The organism is Deinococcus sonorensis KR-87 (assembly GCF_040256395.1).
Classification (GTDB): domain Bacteria; phylum Deinococcota; class Deinococci; order Deinococcales; family Deinococcaceae; genus Deinococcus; species Deinococcus sonorensis.
The window spans coordinates 103,414-125,571 of the sequence record NZ_CP158296.1 but is presented as its reverse complement, the minus strand read 5'-3'; the positions used below and the strand labels follow the sequence as shown (position 1 = coordinate 125,571).

The 22,158-nt window shown below is 70.1% G+C and carries 22 protein-coding genes; 13 read left to right on the top strand and 9 right to left on the bottom strand.

Annotation, left to right across the window (positions count from 1 at the left end):
• Position 1: 1 nt before the first annotated feature.
• The 6 genes from ABOD76_RS00570 to ABOD76_RS00545 form a co-directional block, all read right to left on the bottom strand.
• A complete protein-coding gene (locus ABOD76_RS00570; RefSeq protein ID WP_350241027.1) occupies positions 2-1,015 on the bottom strand; it encodes a GntR family transcriptional regulator in 1,014 nt (337 codons plus the stop codon).
• Positions 1,012-2,040 (bottom strand): ABC transporter ATP-binding protein, encoded by a 1,029-nt coding sequence (locus tag ABOD76_RS00565; protein WP_350241026.1) that lies wholly within the window; start codon positions 2,038-2,040, stop codon positions 1,012-1,014. Before ABOD76_RS00565 ends, ABOD76_RS00570 begins: the two co-directional genes overlap by 4 nt.
• Positions 2,037-3,047 carry an ABC transporter ATP-binding protein gene (locus ABOD76_RS00560; protein ID WP_380129752.1) on the bottom strand — a complete coding sequence of 337 codons (1,011 nt, stop codon included), beginning with the start codon at positions 3,045-3,047 and terminating at the stop codon, positions 2,037-2,039. Before ABOD76_RS00560 ends, ABOD76_RS00565 begins: the two co-directional genes overlap by 4 nt.
• A complete protein-coding gene (locus tag ABOD76_RS00555) occupies positions 3,044-3,898 on the bottom strand; it encodes an ABC transporter permease (protein ID WP_350241024.1) in 855 nt (284 codons plus the stop codon). The genes ABOD76_RS00560 and ABOD76_RS00555 overlap by 4 nt, the downstream gene beginning before the upstream one ends.
• The gene (locus ABOD76_RS00550) at positions 3,895-4,833 is read right to left on the bottom strand and encodes an ABC transporter permease (RefSeq protein WP_350241022.1); all 939 of its coding nucleotides are present in this window, start codon (positions 4,831-4,833) and stop codon (positions 3,895-3,897) included. The genes ABOD76_RS00555 and ABOD76_RS00550 overlap by 4 nt, the downstream gene beginning before the upstream one ends.
• 69 nt (positions 4,834-4,902) lie before the next feature.
• Positions 4,903-6,477, bottom strand: coding sequence for an ABC transporter substrate-binding protein (locus tag ABOD76_RS00545; protein ID WP_350241021.1), 1,575 nt, complete (start codon positions 6,475-6,477; stop codon positions 4,903-4,905).
• Positions 6,478-6,683: 206 nt separating this feature from the next.
• Here ABOD76_RS00545 and ABOD76_RS00540 point away from each other — a divergent pair, with 206 nt between their 5' ends.
• Positions 6,684-7,787 carry a hypothetical protein gene (locus ABOD76_RS00540; protein ID WP_350241019.1) on the top strand — a complete coding sequence of 368 codons (1,104 nt, stop codon included), beginning with the start codon at positions 6,684-6,686 and terminating at the stop codon, positions 7,785-7,787.
• Positions 7,788-7,794: 7 nt separating this feature from the next.
• On the opposite strand, the gene ABOD76_RS00535 is transcribed toward ABOD76_RS00540, so the two are convergent.
• Positions 7,795-8,217 (bottom strand): hypothetical protein, encoded by a 423-nt coding sequence (locus tag ABOD76_RS00535; protein WP_350241017.1) that lies wholly within the window; start codon positions 8,215-8,217, stop codon positions 7,795-7,797.
• A 57-nt stretch (positions 8,218-8,274) separates the two neighbouring features.
• On the bottom strand, positions 8,275-9,114 hold the full coding sequence (locus ABOD76_RS00530; protein WP_350241015.1) for a DNA repair protein: 840 nt from the start codon (positions 9,112-9,114) through the stop codon (positions 8,275-8,277).
• Positions 9,115-9,434: 320 nt separating this feature from the next.
• Here ABOD76_RS00530 and ABOD76_RS00525 point away from each other — a divergent pair, with 320 nt between their 5' ends.
• From ABOD76_RS00525 to ABOD76_RS00510, 4 genes are all read left to right on the top strand, one after another.
• Complete coding sequence (locus ABOD76_RS00525) at positions 9,435-10,937, top strand: SulP family inorganic anion transporter (RefSeq protein WP_350241013.1); 1,503 nt, start codon at positions 9,435-9,437, stop codon at positions 10,935-10,937.
• Positions 10,938-11,328: 391 nt separating this feature from the next.
• Entirely contained in the window at positions 11,329-12,018 is a 690-nt protein-coding gene (locus tag ABOD76_RS00520) for a phospholipase A2 (RefSeq protein ID WP_350241011.1), read from the top strand.
• A 60-nt stretch (positions 12,019-12,078) separates the two neighbouring features.
• Positions 12,079-13,251, top strand: a complete 1,173-nt coding sequence (locus ABOD76_RS00515) for a sensor histidine kinase (RefSeq protein ID WP_350241009.1) — start codon at positions 12,079-12,081, stop codon at positions 13,249-13,251.
• Entirely contained in the window at positions 13,248-13,889 is a 642-nt protein-coding gene (locus ABOD76_RS00510; RefSeq protein WP_350241007.1) for a response regulator transcription factor, read from the top strand. The genes ABOD76_RS00515 and ABOD76_RS00510 overlap by 4 nt, the downstream gene beginning before the upstream one ends.
• Before the next feature lie 7 nt (positions 13,890-13,896).
• Here the strand turns inward: ABOD76_RS00510 and ABOD76_RS00505 are convergent, their stop codons facing one another.
• Positions 13,897-14,934, bottom strand: a complete 1,038-nt coding sequence (locus ABOD76_RS00505; RefSeq protein ID WP_350241005.1) for a DUF2156 domain-containing protein — start codon at positions 14,932-14,934, stop codon at positions 13,897-13,899.
• 101 nt (positions 14,935-15,035) lie between these two features.
• Between ABOD76_RS00505 and ABOD76_RS00500 the strand changes: the two genes are divergently transcribed.
• From ABOD76_RS00500 to ABOD76_RS00465, 8 genes are read left to right on the top strand one after another with little or no spacing between them, the layout of a single operon-like run.
• Complete coding sequence (locus tag ABOD76_RS00500) at positions 15,036-15,800, top strand: ParA family protein (RefSeq protein ID WP_350241003.1); 765 nt, start codon at positions 15,036-15,038, stop codon at positions 15,798-15,800.
• Positions 15,793-16,707, top strand: a complete 915-nt coding sequence (locus ABOD76_RS00495; protein WP_350241001.1) for a ParB/RepB/Spo0J family partition protein — start codon at positions 15,793-15,795, stop codon at positions 16,705-16,707. The genes ABOD76_RS00500 and ABOD76_RS00495 overlap by 8 nt, the downstream gene beginning before the upstream one ends.
• A 45-nt stretch (positions 16,708-16,752) precedes the next feature.
• On the top strand, positions 16,753-17,601 hold the full coding sequence (locus tag ABOD76_RS00490; RefSeq protein ID WP_350240999.1) for an STAS domain-containing protein: 849 nt from the start codon (positions 16,753-16,755) through the stop codon (positions 17,599-17,601).
• Complete coding sequence (locus ABOD76_RS00485) at positions 17,598-17,975, top strand: STAS domain-containing protein (RefSeq protein WP_350240997.1); 378 nt, start codon at positions 17,598-17,600, stop codon at positions 17,973-17,975. Before ABOD76_RS00490 ends, ABOD76_RS00485 begins: the two co-directional genes overlap by 4 nt.
• The gene (locus tag ABOD76_RS00480; protein WP_350240995.1) at positions 17,950-18,369 is read left to right on the top strand and encodes an anti-sigma regulatory factor; all 420 of its coding nucleotides are present in this window, start codon (positions 17,950-17,952) and stop codon (positions 18,367-18,369) included. The genes ABOD76_RS00485 and ABOD76_RS00480 overlap by 26 nt, the downstream gene beginning before the upstream one ends.
• Positions 18,369-19,349 carry an ATP-binding protein gene (locus tag ABOD76_RS00475; RefSeq protein WP_350241078.1) on the top strand — a complete coding sequence of 327 codons (981 nt, stop codon included), beginning with the start codon at positions 18,369-18,371 and terminating at the stop codon, positions 19,347-19,349. The genes ABOD76_RS00480 and ABOD76_RS00475 overlap by 1 nt, the downstream gene beginning before the upstream one ends.
• A complete protein-coding gene (locus tag ABOD76_RS00470) occupies positions 19,346-21,130 on the top strand; it encodes an ATP-binding protein (RefSeq protein ID WP_350240993.1) in 1,785 nt (594 codons plus the stop codon). Before ABOD76_RS00475 ends, ABOD76_RS00470 begins: the two co-directional genes overlap by 4 nt.
• Positions 21,131-21,144: 14 nt before the next feature.
• Positions 21,145-22,074, top strand: coding sequence for an isoaspartyl peptidase/L-asparaginase family protein (locus tag ABOD76_RS00465; protein WP_350240991.1), 930 nt, complete (start codon positions 21,145-21,147; stop codon positions 22,072-22,074).
• Positions 22,075-22,158 lie beyond the last annotated feature (84 nt).

Sequence of the window (22,158 nt, the reverse complement as noted above, 5' to 3'; positions counted from 1 at the left end):
GTCAGGGCCTTTCGGTGAGAGAGGACGTGCGGGCACGGCATTGCTCGACGGCGGGCAGCACCAGCCGCTCCACGTCACGGGGGTCGATGGTGTGCCGGTACTCGAAGCTGGGCCGGTCGCCCATCAGTTCCGGCACCAGCGCCGAACCGCTGGCGTACACCGCGCCGTCGCAGCGCGCCAGCGTGTCGTACAGCTCCGGGGCGTGGATGTGGGTGGAGTGCAGCTCCGTGACGTGCGGGGCGTAGCGCTTCACCCCCGCGAGAAAGGTGGGCAGAAACTCCTCGAAGGTGGCCACGACCGCCAGCCGGGTCAGCGGGCTGAGGGTGGCCAGGGCGGCGCGGGTGGTGGGCGCCGGAATGAACCCCACCGGAATCACGGTCATGCCCGGCAGCAGCGCGCGGGTCTCGGCCACCCGGTGCGCCAGGGCCAGCACCACGTCGGCGGGCGGGGCCGGGTGCTGGCGCAGCTCCTCCAGCGTGATGGCCCGCACCCGGTCCTCGGGCCGCAGCGCGGCCTGCAGGTCCTCGGCGTAGGCGCTGGTCACGTCCAGGAACAGGCCCACCAGCAGCACGTCCACACCGCCGGGCGCGCTCCAGCCGCGCGCCAGCAGCACGTTCAGCACGTCGCCGATCTGGGCGCGGGTGTACCCGCCCTGCTCCGCGCGCACCAGCGTGTCGGCCAGCATCTGCCGCAGCGCCCCCAGGTCCGGACCGTCCGCCAGGCGGGGCGCGTCGGCCACGAAAGTGCCGCGTCCGGGATGGGTCACGATCAGGCCCAGCGCCAGCAGCTCCTTGTACACCTGCGCCACTGTCACGTGCGCCAGCCCCAGCTCCTGAGACAGCTCGCGCACGCTGGGCAGCCGGGAGCCCCGGGCCAGCTCGCCCCCAGCGATGCCGTACTCGATCTGGCCGCGCAGCTGCACGCCCAGCGGCACGTTCAGGCTGCGGTCGATGGTGAAGAGCCGGGCAGTTCCGGACAGGGTGGGCGAGTGAGACGGCACGACCGATGCTCTCATGGGTGCTGGGGTCCGGCACCCACCGGTGAAGGGGCGGTGTACAGGTGACAGGCGACCTCCTGACCCCCACCCACGTCCTGCAGCAGCGGCCGTTCGGTGGCGCAGCGGTCAAAGGCGTGGGGGCAACGCGTGCGGAAGGCGCAGCCGCTCGGCACGTTCAGCGGGCTGGGCAGCTCGCCGGTGATGGCGGGCGCGGCCCGGCGCTGCGAGGGGTCCAGCGATGGCGCGGCGGCCAGCAGCGCCTGGGTGTAGGGGTGCAGCGGCGCTTCGAACACCGCGCCGGTGGGCGCCACCTCCACCACCCGGCCCAGGTACATCACCGCCACCCGGTGCGATAGGTGCCGCACCAGCCGCAGGTCGTGCGCCACGAACAGCACCGTCAGGTCCAGGCGCTCCTGCAGTTCCAGCAGCAGGTTCACCACCTGCGCCTGCACCGAGACGTCTAGCGCCGAGACCAGCTCGTCGGCGATCAGCACCTCCGGCTCCAGCGCCAGGGCGCGCGCAATCCCGATGCGCTGGCGCTGGCCTCCCGAGAACTCGTGCGGCAGCCGCCGGGCCGCTTCCGGCGGCAGGCCCACCAGCGACAGCAGTTCGCTGACGCGCGCGTCCTGCTCGGCGGGCGGGCGCATGCGGTGCACGCTCAGCGCCTCTTTCAGCACCTGTCCCACGGTCATGCGCGGGTTGAGGCTGGAGTAGGGGTCCTGGAAGATCATCTGGACGCGGCGGTTGTAGCCGCGCAGGGCGGCCCCCTTGAGCGCCAGCACGTCCTGATCGCCGTAGCGCACCGTGCCGTGGTCGGCGTCGTAGAGGCGCACCAGGCAGCGGGCCAGCGTGCTCTTGCCGCAGCCGCTCTCGCCCACGATGCCGAGCGTCTCGCCGCGCCGCACCTGCAGGTGCACGTCCGAGAGGGCCTGCACCACCTTGCCCGGCTGGCCACGCCAGCGCGACAGCAGACCCTGGCGCGCCGCAAAGGTCTTGGTGAGGCCCTGCACGTTGAGCAGGGCGGGAGCTTCGGGGGCACTCACAGGCTCACCTCCAGGGTGGCGGGCAGGCGGTCGTAATGGACGCAGGCGCTGTCGTGCTGCGGGGCCACCCGCAGCAGCGGCGGCTCCGCGCCCAGGCAGGCGGCGGTCGAGTAGCTGCAGCGCGGCGCGAAGGTGCAGCCGTCCGGCAGGCGGCGCAGGTCCGGCGGTCCGCCTGGAATCGGGCGGAGCGGCTGACGGTGCGCGCCCACCCCCGGCAGGCTGCGGATCAGGCCCAGCGAGTACGCGTGGCGCGGATGCTCGAACAGCTCACGCACGCCGGCCGTTTCCATCAGCCGGCCACCGTACATCACGGCGACCCGGTCACAGGTCTGGGCCACCACCCCGAGATCGTGGGTCACCAGGATCAGGCCCATGTTCATCTCGTCGCGCAGCCGCAGCAGCAGCCGCAGGATCTGGTCCTGAATGGTCACGTCCAGCGCGGTGGTCGGCTCGTCGGCGAGCAGCAGCTTCGGCTCGCTGGCCAGCGCGATGGCGATCATGGCGCGCTGCCGCATCCCGCCGGAGAACTGGTGCGGGTAGTCCGCGAGCCGGGTGCGTGGGCTGGGAATGCCGGTCAGGTCCAGCAGTTCGGCGGCGCGTTCCTGAGCGGCGCGGCCGCGCAGGCCCTTGTGCTCCAGCAGGTTCTCCATGATCTGCTGGCCCACCGTCAGCACCGGGTTCAGCGCCGTCATCGGCTCCTGAAAGATCATGCCGATCTGGGCGCCGCGCACGGCCCTCAGCCGCGCTTCCGGCAGGGTCAGCAGGTTCTCGCCCTGGTACAGCACCTCGCCCGCCACCCGGATCGGGGCCGGATGCAGCCGCAGCAGCGAGCGCAGCGTGACGCTCTTGCCGCTGCCGGACTCGCCCACCAGCCCCAGCACCTCGCCCTGGGCCAGCTCGAAGTTCACGCCGCGCACCGCGTGCAGTTCTCCGCCGGGCGTGGGAATGCGCACGTCCAGGTCGCGGACGGTCAGCAGCGGCGCCGCGCCGGTCACCGGGGCGCTCACTGGCGGGGCCTCAGCAGGTCGGCTAGCCCGTCACCGATCAGGCTGAACGACACGCCCGCCACCGTCAGCGCCAGCCCGGGGAAGGTGCTGATCCACCATGCGGTGGCCATGAAGTTCTTGCCGTCCGAGACCATCACACCCCACTCCGGGGTGGGCGGCTGGGCGCCCAGGCCCAGGTAGCCGAGCGACGCGCCCAGCAGGATGCCCAGGCTCATGTCGGTCATCAGGTACACGATGGCCGGCGTGACCGCGTTCGGCAGCAGGTGGCGCAGCAGCACCCGCGCCGGGCTGTACCCGAGCACCCGGGCGGCCTGCGCGTACTCGGCGCGCTTCTGGGCCATCACCTCGCCGCGGGTGAGGCGCCAGTAGCTGACCCAGCCCACCGCGCTGACCGCGATGTACATGTTGGTGAGGCCCGGCCCCAGCACCGCCACGATGGCGATCACCAGCACCAGGAACGGAAACACCACCACCAGGTCAGCGATGCGGCCCACCAGCGCGTCGGACCAGCGGCCCAGGAACCCGGTGAGCGAGCCGAGCAGCGTGCCGAAGATGAACGGAAACAGGGTGGTGAAGAGGGCGATCTGCAGGTCGATGCGCGTGCCGTAGATCACCCGGCTCAGCACGTCGCGCCCGAAGTTGTCGGTGCCGAACGGGTGGGCGGCGTGGGGGGGGCGCAGAATCGCCTGGTAGTCGAAGTCGGTGGGGCTGATGCGGGTGTAGAGGCCGGGGAACAGCGCCGCCGTGACGAGCAGCAGCAGCAGCAGCAACCCGATGAGCAGGGTGGGTTTGGGCCAGCGCCGCTTCGGAGCGGCGGCCGGCACCGCGGGGGCAGGAAGAGTGGTGGTCATGCGTGCTCGATTCTCGGATCCAGCCGGGCGTGAATCAGGTCGGTGGCCAGGAACACCAGCGACACGATCACCGCGAAGGTCAGGGTCAGGCCCTGAATCACCGGGTAGTCGCGGCCGAAGATGGCGTCCACCAGCAGCCGGCCCACGCCGGGAATCGCGAAGACCGTCTCGGTGATGACGGCGCCGCCGATGAGGGCGCCGATGTTCAGGCCCAGCAGGGTGACGGTGCCGATCAGGGCGTTTCTCAGCACGTGGCGGCTCAGGATCAGCCGGCCCGGCAGCCCCTTGGCGCGTGCGAAGTCCACGTACTCGGCGGTCAGCACCTCGATGACGCTGCTGCGGAGCGTCCGGACCAGCACCGCCGCGAGGTTCAGGCCCAGCGTGAGGGCCGGCAGGAACAGGTGGTACAGATGCTCGCCGAACGTGTCGCCGTACCCGCCGATGGGAAACCAGCCGAGCCGCGCGCCCAGCAGCGTGAGCAGCTGCAGCGCCACGTAGAACACCGGCAGCGAGAGGCCCAGCTGGAACACGCCCCGGATCAGCCCGTCAATCCAGGTGTTGCGGCGCACGGCCGCCAGGATCGCCAGCGGGACCGCCATCAGCACGCCCAGCACGGCGGCATATACCGTCAGGAACAGCGTGACCGGGAGCCGCTCGCCGATCAGCCGCAGCACCGGCACCTTCAGGTTGATGCTGTCGCCCATGTCGCCGTGCAGCATCCGCAGCACGAACAGCCCGAACTGCACGATGACCGGGCGGTCCAGGCCCAGCTCCTTGTTGGCGCGCGCCACGATGTCGTCGGTGGCGCGGTCGCCCAGCAGCGTGCTGACCGGGTCGCCGGGGATCAGCCGGACCAGCACGAACACCAGCACCATCACGGCCAGGAAGAGCGGAATGATCTGGAGCAACCTCTTGAGCACATAACTGGCGTGCATATCACCTCCGGGCGGCCCGCCCTGTGGGAGCGGGCCGCCTGGTTTCGGGTCCGGCGTGTGGTGGGGCGCTTACTTCTCGAGGGAGGCGCCGACGAACAGGTTGTAGCCCAGCGGAATCTGCACGAAGCCCTGCACGTTCTTGGCGAGCGCCACCGGGTAGGGCGTCTCGAACAGGTAGATGGTGGGCGAGGCGTTGGCGTAGCGCGTCTGGATCTGGCGGTACAGGCTGGCGCGCTTCACGCGGCTGGTTTCCTGCTGGCTCTGCGCGAAGAGCTTCTCGATGGTGTCGTCCTTGAAGCCGGTGTGCGCCGCGTCGGTGGCGCCCGACACCGCGTAGTACCCGGTGATCTCGCTGGGGTCGGCGATGTCGTCGGTCCAGGCGCCGGTGCGCATCTGGAAGTCGGCGGCACGGTAACGGGCCGTCTTGGTGGCGGCGTCCACCTGCTCGATCTTGAGGCGCACGCCCACCGCGCCCCACATCTGCTGCAACGCCGTCAGCAGCGCCTGATCGTCCGCGCTGCCGCTGGTCGCGAGGGCCGTGACGTCCACGCCGTTCTTGTAGCCGGCCGCCGCAAGCAGCGCCTTGGCCTTGGCCGGGTCATAGGGAAAGCCCTTCTGGGTGGCGTCGAAGAGCGGTGTGGCGCTGGACATGAAGCTCTTCATCACCTTGCCGGTGCCGAAGGTCACCAGCTGGATCAGGGCGTCGCGGTTCACGGCGTAGTTCAGCGCCTGACGCACCCGCACGTCGCCCAGCGGGTTGGGTGCGCCGTTGTTGAGCTTGGGGCGGTTGTTCATGATGATGTCGTTCACCTTGGTGGAGGGGAACAGCACCATATTCAGCTTCGGGTTGGACTTCAGCTCGGCCACCCGGCTGAGCGGAATGAACTCCGCGCCCTGCAACTCGCCCGCCTGCAGCTTCAGGATGCGGGTGTTGTCGTCCGGGATGATCTCGAAGCGCACGCTGTCCAGGTACGGCAGCGCCTTGCCGTCCGAGCCCTTCTTCCAGTAGTAGGGGTTGCGCTTCATGACCATGTAGCTGCCGCGCTTCCACTCGCTCAGCACGAAGGGGCCACTGCCGACCGGCTTCTCGGCGAACGCTTTGGCCTTGGCCGCGTCGTTGGCACCGGGGGCGGCGTTGAACAGCTTCTGCGGCATGATGGCGGCGTTGAAGGTCGCCAGCGCGGACGGCAGGGTCGGGTCCGGGTGCTTGAGGGCCAGGGTGACGGTGTTGCCCTGGGTGCTGATGCTGGCGATGCTCTCGAGCAGGCCGTTCCAGGCGCCGTTGTCGGGGTTGCGGGCGCGGTCCAGGCTCCACTTCACGTCGGCGGCGGTGATGGCGCTGCCGTCGGCGAACTTGATGCCGGGGCGCAGCGTCAGCACCATGCTCTTCTTGTCGGCGGAGACGGTGTAGGCGCTGGCCAGGCCCGGCTGCACGCTCTTGCCGTCGTTGGTCGGCTGCAGCAGCGTGTCGTACAGGTTGGTCAGGATCCAGATGTCCAGGTTGGCGTCGTTCAACACCGGGTCCAGAAACAGCGAGTCCGCATACCGGCCATAGACGAGTTGGCCACCACGGGTCACGGCCAGGGTCTGTCCAAGGGTCAGGGCGGTGGCGAGGGCAAGGGTCACACGGGTCAGTCGCTTCATAAGCACTTCCTCCTGCGCAGTTGGACCGGGATTGTTGTGGTGAACTGTAACACCTGATGCACGATCGGTCAACCGACCATCAGCCGTTCCCCATCCTTCTCAGCTTGGTCCGGGAGACAGCCGCCGGTTCAGCGTACTGTGAGGCCAGTACAGCTGAGCCGGGGCCGCCTGTATCGTGGCGGCGCGGCCAACCGCTAAGCTCCGGCATGCCGATCGTGTTTATTCATGGGGTGGCCATCCGGGAAAGTCAGGCGCCCGAGTGGGACACGCTGCATCACCTGACACGCGGGGTTCACTGGCCCGACATCGAGGCGGCGCTGCGGACCCTGGTGGCCCCCGCCCTGCGACCGGACGCGCCGGAGTCGGTGCGCGTCAGCCGGGTGTACTGGGGGGACCTGGGCGCGCACTACACGCACGGCGGCCTGTTTCAGGGCTCCCACCTGCCGGCGCCCCGCAGCGGCACGGCGCTGGACCTAGACGATCAGGCGCTGGCCGAGGCGCTGGAGCAGCGCCTGCTGCCGGACACCCCGGTCCACCGCTGGCCCGAGACCATCGCCACCATCTGGCGCACAGCCCGCGACCAGCACCTGCGGCAGATGCTGCTGGAGGTGCCGGTCGCCGAGCAGTGGCCGCTGCTGGAAGCGGTGGTGCAGACCCGGCTGCACCCGCAGCGCCCGACCGGACGGCGCCTGCCCCCGGTGCCGTTCCAGCGCCAGCGGCGGCGCGGCCTGAGCCGCGCCCTGAGCTACGTCCGGCGCCCACTGGAGGGCTTCGTGCCGATCTTCCTGGGCGACGCGATGGCCTACCTGAACACCCGGGGCACGGCGGCCAGCCCCGGCCCGATCCCGCGGCGGGTGCTGGCCGAGTTGCAGGCCGCCGCCCACGCTGGACGCGCCCGGAACGAACCGCTGGTGGTGCTGACCCACAGCATGGGCGGCCAGCTGCTCTACGACGCCCTGAGCGTGTTCCTGCCGTCCAACCCGGCCTTCCGTGACGTGCGGGTCGACTTCTGGTGCGCGGTCGGCAGCCAGCTGGGCCTGTTCAAGGAACTGAGCCTGACGCTGGAAGATCAGATGGGCGCGGCAGCGCCGTCCACCCCGTCCGCGCTGCCGCACCTCGGCTACCTGTGGAATGTCTGGAGCTACAGCGACCTGTTCAGCTTCCGGGCCGAGGGCGTGATTCCCGGCGCCCACGACACACTGTTTCCGCTGAGCGGCAATGTGCAGGGCGACCATCTGGCCTACCTGCACCACCCGGACTTTTACCGCAGCCTGGCCGCAAAAATTCGCGCGCTGGAGCCGGACGTGTAGTCCGCCTTCAGCGCGCTTCGGTCTCCCCGAACGACCAGATGTCCAGGTCGTCCACGGCGGCGCTCAGGCCGCTCAGCTGGGTGCGGTCGCCGGTCCCCACGGTGCCGGACGTGCCCTCCGCGCCGACGGCAGCGGCCATCACGTCGGCCGGCACCGCCGCGAACAGCTGCCGCAGCTGATCCGGGCTGGCGTCCAGCAGGGCGTCGGCCAGCACGCTGTCCGGCACCTCGGAGGTGACGGCGGCGCGCGTCTGCTCCAGCGCGCCGGCCGCGATGTCGGGACGCACGGCGTCCACATCGTCCAGCGTGGCGGTGCCGGGGGGAACGATGACTTCGCTGGGGGCCTCTGGGCGGTGCTGACTGGGGCGGAGCAGACGGCCGCCGAGCAGGAAGAGGCCCACCAGGGCCGCGATGATGACCAGGACAAGCATGATGCAGCTTACCCGGCGACGGGGCACCTCCGCTGTAAGAAAACGTGGTTCAGCGGATCAGCGTGGGCGACCGCTGCCGCCCAGCATCCCGACCAGCCGGTCCACCTGGGCCGCCTGCGCTGTGGTGAGGGCCGCCAGGGCGTCCTTCTGCAGCTGACGCCAGCTGTCCAGGCTGCGCTCGGTGGTGTGCGCCACGGCCGCGCTCACGGTGAAGTGCAGGCTGGGCGACTGCCGCATGGCCGCCTCAATCTCGCCGCTGCGGGCACTCAGCACCGCCCCCAGGATGCCGCGCTCCTCGGCGCGGCGCTGCAGTTCACGGCGCAGCGCCCGGTCCTTGATGCGCTCCACCACTTCCCAGGCGGCGTCCTGCACCAGGTCCCGTCCGGAGGTGGGGCGCGCCACCTCCACCCACAGGTCCTGGCCCTGACGCCCGGTGCGCAGGTGCACTCCCCCACTCAGGGGGGACCAGTGGCTCTCGAAGTCGCGGCCATCCTCAATCAGCACCCGCAGCTGCCGGCTGCCGGCCTCCATCGTGAAGCGGTGGCCTTCCGGCAGCACGGCCCAGCTGCTCAGTCCGCGCTCGTCCAGGGCCTGCATGCTGGCGTAGGTGGTGGCGAGCGCCTCCGGGCCGTCCAGCACACTGCCGATGCGGGTGCGGTCGGCGTAGAGCGCCAGCGCCCCGCCGTCCTCGGCGCGGACCTCGTGGCGCAGGTGCCGCAGGCCGAAGCCCCACACCTCCTGCGCGCGGGTGAGGGCCGCGCTGAGCTGTGCCGGACTCTGGCCGGCCACGGTCACGTCCGGCAGGGCGGTCTGCAGCAGGCGCTCCAGCGCCCGCTGCGCGACGGTGGCGTCCGGCCCCTCGGCCACTTCGGGTTTGGTCTTGGTTCGTTGGGTCATGCTGCTTCCTCCTGTACGGCATTCTGGGCTCTCCGCACCTGCGTCAGCCTGAGGCGGCGGACGGGCCGCTCTTCACGTTGGCCAATGACGGCGAGCATTCTGCCCCTGACAGAAGAATAGCGCACTTCTCTGTCATAAACTGCGCGTTGGGTGGCCTTGTGCCGGGGTCTGGTGGTGCGGCATACTGCCGGGGCCGCGGGTGTGGCGTCTCCAGAGCGGGACGCCCCCGACGATAACCCAGCCGAGCTGCCCCGACCGGGCGGCCGTGTCCGGCGTTCACCGCCGGCGCGCTGGGCATCGCGGCACCCCACGAGGTGTAGATGACCACTGTTCCGTCCAAATCCGCCCGCTTCAACGTCCGCCAGTACCGTCAGGAATGGCTGGGCAACTCCCGCAGGGACGTGCTGGCCGGCATCGTGGTGGCGCTGGCCCTGATTCCGGAAGCCATCGCCTTCTCGATCATCGCGGGGGTCGCCCCGCAGGTGGGCCTGTACGCCTCCTTCATCATCGCCATCGTCACGGCGTTTATCGGCGGGCGACCCGGCATGATCAGCGCGGCCACCGGCGCCATGGCGCTGCTGATGATCGGACTGGTCAAGGGCCACGGCCTGGACTACCTGTTCGCCGCCACCATCCTGACCGGCCTGCTCCAGGTGCTGATCGGCTGGGCGCGGCTGGCCCGATACCTGAAATTTGTGCCGCGCAGCGTGATGGTGGGCTTCGTGAACGCGCTGGCGATCCTGATCTTTCTGGCCCAGCTGCCGCAGTTCGCGGGTGCGAACTGGCAGATGTACGCGATGGTCGCGGCGGGGCTGGCGATCATTTACCTGCTGCCCCGGGTGTTCCGGGCGGTGCCAAGCGCCCTGGTGGCCATCGTGGCGCTGACGGTGGTGTCTTTGCTGACCCACGCGGACGTGCGGACCGTTGGGGACATCGGCACGCTGCCCACCGCCCTGCCGCCGTTTCACCTGCCGAGGGTGCCGCTGACGCTGGAGACGCTGGGCATCATCTTCCCGGTGGCGCTGACGCTCTCGGTGGTGGGACTGTTGGAGAGCCTGCTGACCGCCCAGCTGATCGATGAGCGCACCGACACCACCAGCGACAAGAACACCGAGTCGCGCGGGCAGGGGGTGGCCAACGTCATCACCGGGCTGTTCGGTGGGATGGCCGGCTGCGCCATGATCGGCCAGAGCATGATCAACGTCACCAACGGCGGGCGCGGGCGCCTCTCCACCTTCGTGGCGGGCCTGGGCCTGCTGATCCTGATTCTGGTGCTGCAGCCGCTGCTGGTGCAGATTCCCATGGCGGCCCTGGTGGCGGTGATGATCGTGGTGAGCGTCAGCACCTTCGACTGGCACAGCCTGCGGACCCTGCGGGTGTATCCGAAGGGCGAGAGTGTCGTGATGCTCTCCACGGTGGGCGTGACGGTCGCCAGCCACAACCTGTCGCTGGGTGTGCTGGTGGGTGTGGTCCTGAGCGCCCTGATGTTTGCCCGCAAGGTGTCACAGCTGTCGGAGGTGACGGTGCAGGACGCGCCGGACGGCACCCGGACCTACCGGGTGAGTGGGCAACTGTTCTTCGTCAGCACCCACGACTTTCTGCGGCACTTCGACTTCGGCCATCCGGCGCGCCGGGTGGTCATCGAGCTGACGCACGCCCACTTCTGGGACGGTTCGGCGGTCGCCGCCTTGGACAAGGTGATGCTGAAGTACCGGCGTCTGGGCACAGTGGCCACGCTGGAGGGGTTGAACGAGGCGTCCGCCACGCTGATCACGCGGCTGGCCACCCACGACCAGCCCGGCACACCGGACGCGGGTCACTAGCGCACATCAGGCACGGTGGGCAGAGCCCCGGCCAGCCCCGCACGAGAGAGACCGCTCCTACGGCCTGTTCAGGAGCGGTTTCGCTCTCTGGGGTGCGGGGCTCGGCAGATGTCCTCGTCTCGTGCGCCTGAAGCCAGCCGGCACGCCACCATCCCGTGTGCTCTCCCCTCCTCCACCGGCTCCGGGCGTGTGGAATTCATGAACTGTGCTTGAGCATCGTGGCTGTCTTTCGGCACTACCGGCGCCCCGGGCAGACCCGTAGGATTCAGTCAGTTCCAACCTTCATCCCCGGCCCACCCGCTGCTCAGCGTGTCCGGCCCGTTGTCCGTCCGCCGACGCGCCGCCCCCTCCCGGCTTCCTGAAGCCGCGCCGCACTGCCCCCGAGGTCGCCATGTACAAAGCTGCCCTGACCACCCTGCTGCTCGGTACCCTGCTGCTCTCTGCCTGTGGACAGACGCCTCAGCCGGCCCCGGACGCCCAGAGCGGCGAGACGGCCTCGGCGCTGCCGACCACCACGGCAAGCCAGGACGATGCCGCTGTCTTCCAGCAGACCCTCAAGGATCTGAGGGACGCGAAGGCGCGGGTGGCGGCCGGAGAGGCGGCGCCCACCGACGCGCAGGGGCAGCCACTGGACCTGGACGCCCTAATCCGGCAGTACGAGGCGCACCTGCAGTCGGCCCAGACCCGCGCGCTGGAGCCGAACATCACCGCCCAGAGCCTGTACAGCCAGTACTTCCGCACCATCGTCGCAGACGACCACTTCCGCGCCAACTACAGCAACTGGCGGCGCGGGTTCCCCGGCTACAACTGGAGCAACGACGGCTGCAGCGGCCCGGCCAATCGCACCGGCTACGGCGACAACTTCCTCTGGCCCTGCATCCAGCACGACTTCGGTTACCGCAACAACCGGCTGGCCGGCCAGCACAACGAGTCCACTCGGCTCTTCATTGACGTCGCGTTCCTGCGCCACATGAACCAGTTGTGCTCGCATTACAGCTGGTACGCCAAGCCCGGCTGCTACGCGATGGCCAACGTCTTCTACAACGGCGTGCGCTTCGGCGGCTGGTCGAGCTTCTACTGAACCCTGGCTGGGGGGCGTGGCCACGCCCCCCGTTCTCTCGGAAAGGAGCGCTCCACCGCGATGCCCGGACCCCTGACTCCGTTCGGCGAATTGCGCCCGGCCCTGCGTGGCGCCGGGCTGGCCACCTGGATCGCGGTCAGTGCCCACGCCATCCTGGCGCTGCCCGCCAAGCCTGGACGGCTCACCTCAGGCGAGGTGCTGCCGTTCGGGCTGTGCCTGCTGGGCTTCGGCCTGGTGTTCTGGATCGCCACCGCCGCGAGCGGCGACCGTCGGCCGCTTCCGGTCAAGCTGGGGCTCTGCGCCGTTGAGGCGCTGCTGGGGCTGAGCGCCAACCAGATCTTCAACGGCAACAGCCTGCTGTCGGGCCTGCTGCTGGTCACGGCGGTGCATGTGGGCGCGCTGGTGCCGCTCCGCTGGGCGCTGGCCTGGGTGGGCGTCCAGACGCTGGGCCTGTTCACCGTCCTGGGACTGAACTGGCCGCTGTTCGACGCCGTGTCGTACACCACCGGCTACCTCTGTTTTCAGGTGTTCGCGGTGCTCAGCGCTCAGGTCGCGGTGCGCGAAGTGCGGGCCCGGCAGCAGCTGGCCCGGGTGGTGGAGGAACTGAATGCGGCGCGCTCGCTGCTGGCGGAGGCCGCCAGGGATGCCGAGCGGCTGCGGATCGCGCGCGAGCTCCACGACCTGCTGGGCCACCACCTGACCGCCCTCACCATGAACCTGCAGGTGGCCGACTTCAGCGCGCAGGACGTCCGGACGAAGACCCACCTGGAGCGGGCCAGCGCCATCGCGCGGCTGTTGCTCAGCGACGTGCGCGAGGCGGTCAGCAGCATCCGACAGGGGCCGCCGCTGGATTTTCGGGCCGAGCTGCAGCGCATTCAGCGGCTGACGGACGAGGTGCAGGTCCACGCGGCCCTGCCCGACGACCTGAGCGGCCTGGACCCGGTGCGCGGTCACGTGCTGCTGCGCTGCGTGCAGGAGATCATCACCAACGCGGTGCGGCACGGGGCAGCCCGCAATGTCTGGCTGACCTTCGAGCAGCGCCCCGCTGGCCTGTGGCTGCACGCCCGCGATGATGGCCGGGGCACCGGGCCACGCCCGCTGGTGCACGGCTGCGGCCTGAGCGGCATGCGCGAGCGGCTGGAAGGGGTGGGCGGCGCCCTGCTGCTGGACGGCAGCGAAGGTCCGGGATTCGCCCTGCAGGCCAGCCTCCCGCTGGGCGTTGGGCAGCCATGATCCGGGTCTGCCTGACCGACGATCAGACGCTGGTGCGCCAGGGCCTGCACAGCATGCTGGACCTCGCTGAGGATCTGGAGGTGGTGGCGGAGGCCGAGGACGGCCTGATGGCGGTGGACCTGGTCACGCAGCTGCAGCCGGACGTGCTGCTGCTGGACATCCGGATGCCGCGTCTGGACGGGCTCGGCACGCTCCGGCAGCTGTCGGCGCTCGGGCGGCTGCCGCCCACCCTGATCCTGACCACCTTCGACGACGACGAGCTGATGATGGAAGCGGTGCAGGCGGGCGCCAAAGGGTACCTGCTCAAGGACGCCTCCATTCAGCAGCTGCTCCAGGCGATCCGCACGGTGGCGTCCGGAGGGCGCTGGCTGCAGCCGGTGGCGAGTGGCGGCCCGCTGCGCGGCCTGTCGGGTCTGAGGAGCCGGGCGGAGCCTCCGCTGCACGCCGTGGCCTTGAGCGTCCGCGAGGCCGAGGTGCTGCGCCTCATCGCCGGGGGGTACAGCAACCGGGAGATTGCGGGGGCGCTGGCCACCACGGAGGGCACCGTCAAAAGCTATGTCAGCAATGTGCTGGGCAAGCTGCAGTCGCGCGACCGGACCCATGCTGTGTTGAGGGCGCTGGAACTCGGTCTGCTGTAAGCCGAGCTCAATGCCCGCGCAGCACCATCCGCAGGACCGCCAGACCCACCCGCCAGGGCGCCAGCGGGCCGGGCGGAAGCACCAGGTATTCGTCCTCCCAGTGCGATGGCCGGAACCGCCGTTTGAACGTCTCCAGGCCGTCAAAGGCGTATAACCGCGAGAACAGTGGCCGGGCGCGGTAGGCCAGCCGCTCCAACTGACCCGGCGGCAGCGCGTTCCACCCGCGCTGCCTGGAGAGCGGGACCGCCCCCAGGGTGGCCAGGGTGGCGCCCTGGTCCCGCAGCAGGGTCAGGGTGTGGGCCACCAGCGCGGTGCCCACAGACGCCGGCGCGTCCGGCGTGCGGATGATGTCCTCCAGATACCAGCCGTCCCGGGCCGGCAACGGACTCGCCGCGATCAGGGCGACCAGCCGCCCGTGCTGCCGGGCCTCCACGTACTGCTTGAGCGCCTGATGTTCCAGCGGGCGCAGGTCGAACACCCAGTGCATCGCGAACGGAGCTCGCCGGGCCGACAGCCAGCGGCGGGCCAACTGCCGCACCTCGTCGGCCCAGGCTGACGTTTGGGCGGCGGGAACACACGGCTTGAACTGCACCCCGTCCCGTCCTGCCCGGTTGACGGCGTTCCGGACGGCCGCGCCAGCGTCGCCACGCGGCGGCCAATCATGCAGATGCAGGTACGGCGCGCTGCCCAGCCGGACCGCCTGCTGCCCCAGGGTGCGGGCCACCGCAGCGAACTCGGCGCCCACCGGCCCAGCACAGGCGAGCAGGCGGCGCTCCTGACACCACGTCAGCAAAGCGCCGTACAGGGCTGGCCAGTGTTCCGGCGGGGCCAGCGGGTCGCCGGTGGTCAGCACGACTCGGCCAACGTACTGAACGGCCAGCCCACCCGGGACGCCCGGCACCGTCAGGGCATGTGTCGCGCCGTCCAGCCCCACCAGGCTGGACGGGTTGCGGCCGTACCGGGCGTGCCAGGTCAGCAGGGTGCCCAGCTGGATGCGGGTGCACGAGGGAGGTGGAGAAACGGCGGAAGATACCCCGGGCAGCATGTGATCCAGGGTACCCAGACATGATGGCAGGCCGGTAAAGCTGGGCCCCTCCCATTGCGGAGGCACCGGAGGCGCAGACTTTTCCAGTAGGCTGTGCCTACATGAAGGTGCTGACGTTCTTCAACCATGCGGGCGGAGCCGGCAAGAGCACGCTGACCCGCGACATCGGCTATACCCTGAGCCAGCAGGGGCTGCGGGTGCTGCTGATCGAGCTGGATCCCCAGGGCAACCTCAGCAGCTGGCTGGGCGTCTTCGACGTATCCGGTGCCCAGACGGTCGCCGAGACCGCCGTGAACAATGCCCCTCTCCCCCAGCCGCTGCAGGTGTTTGGCATGCACCTGATTCCCTCGAACCTCGACCTGGCGATGGCCGAGAACCGCATGACCGGCAGCATCGGCTCGCAGCTGAATCTGCGCGAGCGGGTCCGTGAGTGGAGCGAACGCTACGACTTGGTCCTGATTGACTCGCCGCCCAGCCTCGGCAACCTGACGGTGATGGGCGCCGTGGCCGCCGACCACCTGATCGTGCCGGTGCCCACCCGCGACAAGGGCCTGCGCGGTCTCAAGGGGGTGACCAGCGCCGTGACCAGCTACCGCCGGCTGAACCCGGGGCTGAACGTGGCGCTGTTCGTCCCGACTCTGTACGACGCGCGCACCCGCCACGATCAGGACAACCTGCAGACCATGCGGACGATGCTGCACCCGCTGGCAAGCCCGCTGCGCTACCGGGCGGCCACCTGGAATGACAGTTGCACCGCCGGTCAGCCGCTCGGCCTGTATGCGCCGAACAGCGAAGCCTACAGCGACGTACTGCAGCTGGCCCGTGAGGTGCTGGATGCCATAGGGATGGAGGTGCCGCATGCCTAAGCGCCCGGACCGCCGCCAGCTGACGGACCTGCTGGGTGACCTGGGGCTGGAAGATGTCACCGCCGCGCAGGGCCTCACCGAAACCGTGCGGCTGGACCGGCTGCTCCCCAGCCCGTTCCAGCCGCGCCGCCATTTCGACGAGGCCCGGCTGGCGGAACTGGCAGAGAGCATCCGGGCCCAGGGGCTGCTGCAGCCGCTGCTGGTGCGCCGGGCGGGAGACCAGTTCGAGCTGGTGATTGGCGAGCGTCGCGCCCGGGCGGCCCAACTGGCCGGCCTGAGCGAGGTCCCGGTGCAGGTACGCGAGCTGACGGACCAGCAGGCGCGACTGGCCGCGACGGTGGAGAACCTGCAACGCGAGGACCTGCGGACCATCGAGGCGCTGGACGCGACGCTGGTCCTGGTCGCCGAGGTGCTGGCGGTTCCGCTGTCGGCCGTGCCGACCCAGTTGCTCTCCCTGGATCACCAGCCGGACCAGAACCCGGAGGCGGTCGCACGGTTGGAGGCCCTGTTCGCACAGCTGGGCCAGGGCAGCTGGCGTAGCTTTACACGCAATAAGTTGAGGATGCTGCGCTGGCCTCCCGAGGTGCTGGAGGCGGTCCGACACCACAATCTCGGCTACAGCCTGGCGGGCGTGGTGGCGGCCGCCGCCGCCATCCACCGCCCGGAGCTGCTGCAGCTGGCCCTCTCCGGCGCCACCAAGGCCCAGCTGCAGGCACGGCGCGCCGAACTGGAACGTACCCCTTTCCGGAAAGGGGAAGCCACCCGGCAGCGGGCCCGGCAGCTGGCGCGGGCACTGGGCAGCCAGCGAACCCTGGCCAGCCTGGACGACCAGCAGCTGCGGCAGCTGGAGAGCGTCCTTGAACAGCTCGGCACGCTGCTGGAAGTGCCCCCCTCCCCACAGATGTAGTGAGGCACCCTGCGGGCACCCATCAAAAACCGCTAGACTCGGCAGATGGCCTCCGAACCCGACCTGAGCCCCAATCCGGTGGTGGCTGCGATCCAACGCCAGGAAGCGGACCTGCTCGAAGCGTGGATGACAGATCAACTGCAGTCCAGCACGCTGCGCCGTGATCTGCTGAACGAATCCACGCTCCGGCGCGAGTCGATGCAATTCCTGCAGCTGCTGGTCCAGGCCCTCCAGGGGCCGGATCTCGACATCCGTGGTCCCGGCTGGACTGAAGTGCGGGGTTTTCTGGACGCCCTCTCCGCATCCCGGGCCCACGCCGGGTTCACCTACAGCGAGACCGCGACGTTTGTGTTCTCGCTCAAGCAGCCGCTCTATACCACGGTGCAGCAGGACAGCGTGACGCTGGAACAGCTCTGGACCATTTCCCGGCTGCTGGACGATCTCGGCCTGTACACGGTGCAGGTGTACCAGCACAGCCGCGAAGACATCATCCTGCGCCAGCGCGATGAGATGCTCGAGCTCAGCACCCCGGCCGTAACGCTCTGGAACGGCATCGTCGCCCTGCCACTGATCGGGACGCTGGACACCGGACGCACCCAGGCCGTGATGGAGTCGCTGCTCAACAAGATCGTCGAAACGGGCGCCAGCATCGTGGTGCTGGACATCACCGGGGTGCCCACCGTGGACACCGCCGTGGCGCAGCACCTGATGAAGACAGTGGCGGCGGCCCGACTGATGGGGGCCGAGTGCATCATCAGCGGGGTCCGGCCCGCCATTGCCCAGACCATCGTGCAGCTGGGGCTGAACCTCGACGGCATCGTCACCAAGGCAAGCCTCGCCGACGCCCTCAAGCTGGCCTTTTCCAGGAGCGGTCTGCGTGTCGTGAGCGTGTGAGCGGTCAGATTCCGCTGCTGGTGCTTGGCGATACCGTGCTGATCACCATCCAGGTGGACCTGCATGACCGTCTGGCCGTGCAGCTCAGAGACGATCTCTCGGCCCTGCTGGCCCGGCGGGGATGCAGCGGCGTGCTGATCGACATCAGTGCGCTGGATCTGGTGGATTCCTTCATCGCGCGTCAGCTGGCGACCATGGCGGCCACCGCCCGGCTGATGGGGGCGCGCACGGTGATCGTAGGAATGCAGCCGGCCGTGGCGATCACGCTGGTGGAACTGGGCGTGAACTGGCCCGGCCTGCTCACCGCCCTCAACGTGGAACGTGGCCTGGCCCAGCTGAGTGAGGACCATGGTGTGGAGCAACCCAGAGCATGAGCACTACGATGTGGCCAGCCAGGAGGACGTGGTCCGGGTGCGCCGCGCCGTGCAGGGCTACGCCGAGCGGCTGGGCTTCAGCGTGCTGGACCAGACCCGCCTGATGACGGCGGCCTCGGAACTGGCCCGCAACGCCCTGGTCCACGCGGGCGGCGGGGAGGCCACCGTGGAGGCGGTGACGCGTGGCCTGCAACGCGGCCTGCAGCTGACCCTGCAGGACCACGGTCCGGGCATTCCCGACCTCGAACTGGCCCTTCGGGACGGCTACAGCAGTGGCGACGGTCTGGGGCTCGGGCTGGGTGGCGCGCAGCGGCTGGCGCACGAGTTCGAGGTAGAACCGCTGATGCCCAGCGGCCTGCGCGTGGTCGTGCGCCGCTGGCGGGGCCAGCCGTGATGAACGCGCTGCTGTCGCGCTGGATGCCGCTGAACGACCCGAGTGCGGTCGGCGCCGCCCGGCGCATGGCGGTGGAGGCGGCCCGGCAGCGTGGCGCCGACGAACAGCTGCTGGGGCGGCTGGCCCTGATCGTCACGGAACTCGGCACCAATGTGGTGCGGCACGCCGGAGGCGGTCAGCTGCTGCTCAGTGCGGCTGCGGATGGGCCGGGCCTGGAGGTGCTCACGCTTGACCGGGGGCCCGGGATCGAGCACCTGCCGAGCGCCATGCGTGACGGCTACTCCACCCAGGGCAGCGCGGGCAACGGCCTGGGCGGCGTGGGCCGCCTCGCCGACCTGTTCGATGTCTACTCCGACGACCAGGGCACCGTGTTCAGCGCGCTGGTGGGATCCGCCGAGGCGGTCCGGGCGCACGACGTGGGCGTCGTGGTCCGGCCACACCCGAACGAGACGGTGAGCGGCGACCATGCGTACGTGGTCCAGGACGGTCCGACACTGTGCCTGACGCTGCTGGACGGTCTGGGCCACGGTCCGGCCGCGGCGCTGGTCACGGAAGTGGCGGGCACCGTGCTGGCGGGGGCGCCGGTCCAGCCGCTGGCCCGGCTGCAGGCCCTGCACCTCGGCTTGCGGGACACTCGCGGGGCCGTGGCAGCCGTGGTCACCCTGAATGGGAGCGACGGTGTCGTGGCGGGCCTGGGCAACATCAGCGTCACCTGCCAGAGCGTCTCGGCGCACCGGACCTTCGTGATGACTCCCGGTACCCTCGGGCACCAGTGGACGCCGCCGCGTGAGCAGCCGCTGACCCTGACGCCGGGCGAGGTGCTGGTGATGCACTCGGATGGAGTGCAGACCCGCTGGCGCCTGGACCGGTATCCGGGCCTGGCGCAGCGCCGGGCCATCGTGATTGCGGCAGTGCTGCTCCGGGACCTGGGGCGCGGCCCCGACGACGCCTCGGTGGCTGTCGTGAAGGTGAGGCCGTGATCTTTCCGCTGGACCTGGTGGTGTTGACCCACCCGGACGACGTGCTGCATGCTGCGCGGCGGACGAGCCTGATCGCTGACCGGCTGGGCATTCCGGCGCTGGTCCAGACCCGCGTCGGAACCGCCGTTGCGGAACTGGCCCGCAACGCGCTCGCGTATGGCGCGGGGGGCGCCGTCCACCTGGGGGTCCGCAGTGGGGTGGACGGCCAGTTCCTGACGCTGGAGGTGCAGGACCATGGGGCAGGCTTCAAGCTGGAACAGATGCTTGAGCAGCACCCGGACCACGGGCTGAATGCGGTGCGGCGGCTGGTGGACCACCTGACGGCGCGGGTCGCCCCCGGGCGCGGCATGCGGGTATGCGCCGAGCAGCGGCTGACCGGCCCGCTGTGGACCCAGGAAGCGCTGGCGGAACTGGCCGCCACCCTCGAAACCACCTCCAACGGCACTCCGTTGGACCTGGCGCGGCGGCACAATGCGCAACTGCTCAGCACGCTGCAGCGGGAACAGGATACCAACCGGGGCATGGCCACCCTGCAGCGGGTGACGGCCCGGCTGCTCTCTGCCAACAGCAGCGCGGACGTGGCCGAAGCGGTGCTGAGCGAGGGCCTCAGCAGCGTGGGGGCCAGCGGCGGCGTGATTGTGCTGCGCCCTGAGGGGGGCCCTCTGCGGCTCCTGGCGGCCCGAGGCGAGCGCTGGATGCGTCACGCCGCGCTGCTGCTGCAGACCGTCTCGCCCGTCAGCGACTGCATCCAGCTGGAGCAGCCGGTGGTCCTGGCCACCCGCGCCGACATTGCCCGCCGCTATCCGGCGCTGCTGGCGACCGGGCCCGGCGAGTTGCGGGCGCTGGCAGCGCTGCCGCTGCAGGTGGGGCGTGAACTGGTCGGCAGCCTGATGATGAGCTTTACCCACGAGGTAACACTGACCACGCCGGACCTGGACTTCCTGCAGGCGCTGGCCGGCTCGTGCGCCCAGGCGCTGGACCGCGCGCGCCTGTACGATCTGGAACGCGATCACGCCGAGGAACTGGAGCGGCGGGTGGAGGAACGCACCGGGCGCCTGCAGGAGCTGAACATGGAGCTGGAGGCCTTCGCGTACTCCATGTCGCAGGACCTGCGCGAGCCGCTGCGGCACATGCAGGGCTTTCTGGGCCTGCTGGAACGGCAGCTGGAACCGCATCTGGACGACAAGATGCGCCGTCACCTGAGCATCATCCACACCGCCGGCAACCGCATGAACGCCCTGATCGACGATCTGGTGCAGTTCTCGCAGTTCGGCCGCCGGGAACTGCATCTGCAGGACGTGCGGCTGGACATGCTGGTGGTGCAGGTTCGCAGCGACCTGGACGCGATCTCTCGCGGGCGCACGGTCCGCTGGCAGGTGGGCCCACTGCCGACTGTGCAGGCCGACGCGCTGCTGCTGCGGCAGGTGCTGGCGCATCTGCTGCACAACGCCCTGAAGTTCACCCGCGACCGGGAGGTGGCGGTCATCGAAGTGTCGGCCACCCTGCAGGACGACTTCCACCTGATTCACGTGCGCGACAACGGCGTGGGATTTGACCCGCTGCACGCCGACCGGCTGTTTCGGCTGTTCCAGCGGTTGCACCGCGACGACACGCTGGAAGGTGCGGGGGTGGGGCTGGCCAATGTGCGGCGCATCGTGGTGCGCCACGGCGGCCGGGTGTTCGCGGAGGGCCACCCTGGTGCGGGGGCATGTTTCAGCTTCAGCCTGCCGGCGGTCCCGCCCCCCCCAGCGGGTAGCATGGACCGGAACACTCACTCCTGAGGAGGTCTGGACCCATGACGAATCCTGTGCTGGCCATTCACGGCGGCTGCGGCGCCATTCCCAAAGCTGAACTGACCCCGGACGCGGACCGGGAGGCGCGCGCGGCGCTGCGGCAGGCGCTGGAGGCGGGCCATGCGGTGCTGACCTCGGGCGGCAGCGCCCTGGAGGCGGTCACGGCCGCGGTGCTGGTCATGGAGGACGCGCCGGTCTTCAACTCCGGCTACGGTGCGGCCCTCAACCGCGACGGCGTCCACGAGCTGGACGCCTCGGTGATGGACGGGAGCTCCGGGCTGGCTGGCGCCGTGGCAGGCGCGCGGCGGATCCGGCATCCGGTACTGGCGGCGCGCGCGCTGGCCGTCCAGTCCGATCCACTGCTCCTGATCGGGGACGCGGCTGACCGCTGGGCCGAGGCGCAGGGCCTGGAGGTAGTGGACAACACGTTTTTCAGCACCCCCTCGCGCCACGAAGCGCTGGAACGCATGCTGGAACGGGAGCGCCAGGGGACACTGCAGCACGCTCCAGAGCGTGACAAGCACGGAACGGTGGGCGCGGCGGCGTTGGACCGGCACGGGCATCTGGCGGCCGCCACCTCCACCGGGGGTTACACGGCCAAACCATGCGGGCGGGTGGGCGACACCCCCATCATCGGGGCCGGCACCTGGGCCGACGACCGCACCTGTGCGGTGTCGGGCACCGGCAAGGGCGAACTGTTTATCCGGCGGGCACTGGGGCACGAGATCCACGCCCGCATGCTGTATCAGGGCGCCACCCTGGCGGAAGCCACCGACGCCCTGATCCACGAGGATCTGAAGGCCCTGGGTGGGGGGGCCGGGCTGTGCGCGGTGGACCGTGAGGGCCGGGTGGCGCTGCCCTTCAACACCGAGGGGATGTACCGAGGCTGGATCAGCGCGGACGGCATCTATGTGGCCGTGCACGAGGACTGAGCAGGGCTTAACGAGCGAACGCGTCCCACCTGCCCACGTCCTGCGGCGGCGCCTGTTTGCCAGGGTTACGCGCGGCTCACTATG